The sequence below is a fragment of the Flavobacterium sp. genome, from assembly GCF_049590715.1.
Taxonomy (GTDB): Bacteria; Bacteroidota; Bacteroidia; order Flavobacteriales; family Flavobacteriaceae; genus Flavobacterium.
In genome coordinates this window covers 1-2,523 of the sequence record NZ_JBAWDL010000282.1, presented here as the reverse complement: position 1 = coordinate 2,523, position 2,523 = coordinate 1, and the positions used below count along the sequence as shown (strand labels likewise).

The following is a 2,523-nucleotide window of genomic DNA, read 5'->3' as shown; positions in this document are numbered from 1 at the left end:
TTAATGAAAACAGAAATTAAACACAAGTGGTTTTATAACCAATCTCCCGAAGAAATTTGGGAATACCTTACAAAAGCAGAGTTAATAGAAAAATGGTTGATGCCCAATGATTTTAAGCTAAAATTGGGATATGAATTTAAGTTTACTACGAATCCGATTCCAAGTTTAAATCTTGACGGAACCTTTTATTGCAAAGTTTTGGAAATTGTTCCTTTAAAAAAACTTGTTTATAGTTGGAAAGGTGGTTTGAGCAAAAACAAACCAACACTAGAAACCATTGTGGACTGGACTTTAGAAACTAAAGATCATGGAACTGAATTAACCCTTGTTCACAGCGGATTTAAAGAAGAGAATAACTCCATTCTTACTGCCATGTTTGATGGTTGGGACAAAAACATTCAAAAAATGTTTACGAATTTAACCCCGCACTAATATGTCAATACCCACCCTTGATGCCTTTCAGGTAATTGCAGACCCAAGCCGTAGGCAAATATTGGGGATGCTTACCAAAAACACCTATAATATAAATGCTTTAGCAGAAAATTTTGAAATGAGCAGACCTGCGATTTCGAAACATATTAAAATATTGCAGATGGCAGGTTTTATAACAATTCAAGAAATAGGCAGGGAAAGACATTGTATTTTAAATCAGGAAGGATTTAATGAGTTAAAAGCTTGGATTAACCATTTTGATGAATTTTGGAATAGTAAACTTAAAAATTTGGAAACTGTTTTAAAGAATAAAAAGAACTAAAACACCTTAAAAATGCAAAACGAAATCTTATCACAATTACTTGAACAAAACCGAAAAGACTGTTCTCATTTCTGTAAAAATATAAACACTGAGAACTCAGCTTATCGCTTATCAGAGCAAACAGCCTCTGTAGGATTTATTTATAGACATATTGGAGAAACGACAAATTTAATAGGACAATTCTTTGGCTACGAAACGGATGTAGAAGGAACAACCATAGGGAAAAAAGATACAGGAACTGAGTTTGACCTTGAAACGAGTAGAATGTATTTTGAAAATGGCTACAATACGCTTGAGAAACTAATTGCAAATACCTCAGACCAAAAATGGCTTGAAGAAATTGATACAACTTGGTTCGGAAAGATAGAAAGAATAAAACTATTATCGGTTCTACTTAATCATAATGCGCATCATTGCGGACAAATATCTTCTGCGATTGTAAAAGGTAAAAAGCAGTAGGGAAAAACGAAAGATAGAACTAGAATGTATACTAATCGACAACAGTCATTTAAAAAATCAATAATTAAGTGTCAATAAAACTAAGATATTATTTAAAGTCCCAATCAAAACTTACTGACAAAGAAATCGATAAAATAATTGATTGTTTTAAAATAACATCAGTTAAGGCGAATACGATTCTTCTTTCGGAAGGGCAAACCTGTAAAGAATTTTACTTTATACATTCAGGATGTGTTCGTACATTTTATATCACAAAACAAGGAAACGAAAAAACAAGGTATGTGGCATTTGAAAACTCTATGGTAAGTTCATTAGCGAGTTTCATTTCTAAACAGCCATCCTTTGAATTTATGGATACTCTGGAAGATTCGGTATTGTACTCAATAAAATATTCTGATTTTTTTCAACTTGTTTCTGAAATTCCTGAATGGGAAAAATTTTATCGAACACTATTGGAAACCGCGTATTTATATCAAAACAAGAAAATAGAAAATTTGGTGACTGTTTCGGCCAAAATTCGATACGACAAACTTATGAATGAGAATCCAATGTACGTTCAGCGCCTCTCAAATCGGATACTCGCATCATATCTCGATATTAGACAGGAGACGCTAAGCAGACTGAAATCGAAATAATGTTATTTGACCTATGTCAATGCGAAGAATTTGAAATATGCACAATTTTGTAGTTCACATTTAAATCAAAAATTATTATGTATGATCCGAATAACAAAATAGTAAAACTCTGTGCTGAAGGTATGGAACTCGAAGGCCAAGGAAGAAAGGACGAGGCTTCAAAACATTTTAACCAAGCCTGGAAAGAAGCTTCGAATGAATTTGAAAAGTTTACAGCTGCTCATTATGTAGCTCGACATCAAGATAGTGTAGAAAATAAATTGAAATGGGATGAAATAGCATTGGATATTGCTCTGCAAATTAATGATGGAACAGTGACGGGAGCTTATCCTTCTTTATATCTAAATATAGCCAAAGGCTACGAAGACCTAAACGATTTTGAGAAAGCAAAAGAAAACTATGAATTAGCTTCATCTTTCACACTTCATTTATCAGATGACGGGTACGGAAATATGATTAAAAGAGGAATTATGAGTGGTATTGAAAGAGTTAAAAATAACCCAAAGAATAGCTGAAAATAACAGAAGTGGAACAAAGAAGAAGTGTACTAACTATTGGAGCAGATGATCTAAACGCAATGAAAAATTTCTATGGAAACGTCTTGGGTTGGACAACAGTTGCAGAAAACAAAGACATTGCTTTTTTTAAACTTAATGGTTTTTTACTGAGTATTGG

Annotated in this window: 5 protein-coding genes; all 5 read left to right on the top strand. The window is 32.8% G+C overall.

The features are described 5' to 3' along the window. Window positions 1-432: SRPBCC family protein (locus WBQ70_RS12715; RefSeq protein WP_423914854.1), on the top strand; the 432-nt coding region annotated here is incomplete at its 5' end. A gap of 1 nt (window position 433) precedes the next feature. Continuing rightward, window positions 434-754, top strand: a complete 321-nt coding sequence (locus tag WBQ70_RS12710; protein ID WP_423914851.1) for an ArsR/SmtB family transcription factor — start codon at window positions 434-436, stop codon at window positions 752-754. A 12-nt stretch (window positions 755-766) separates the two neighbouring features. Next, complete coding sequence (locus WBQ70_RS12705) at window positions 767-1,213, top strand: DinB family protein (protein WP_423914849.1); 447 nt, start codon at window positions 767-769, stop codon at window positions 1,211-1,213. Window positions 1,214-1,281: 68 nt separating this feature from the next. Further along, window positions 1,282-1,848 (top strand): Crp/Fnr family transcriptional regulator, encoded by a 567-nt coding sequence (locus WBQ70_RS12700; RefSeq protein ID WP_423914847.1) that lies wholly within the window; start codon window positions 1,282-1,284, stop codon window positions 1,846-1,848. A gap of 77 nt (window positions 1,849-1,925) precedes the next feature. After that, the gene (locus WBQ70_RS12695; RefSeq protein ID WP_423914844.1) at window positions 1,926-2,363 is read left to right on the top strand and encodes a hypothetical protein; all 438 of its coding nucleotides are present in this window, start codon (window positions 1,926-1,928) and stop codon (window positions 2,361-2,363) included. Window positions 2,364-2,523 lie beyond the last annotated feature (160 nt).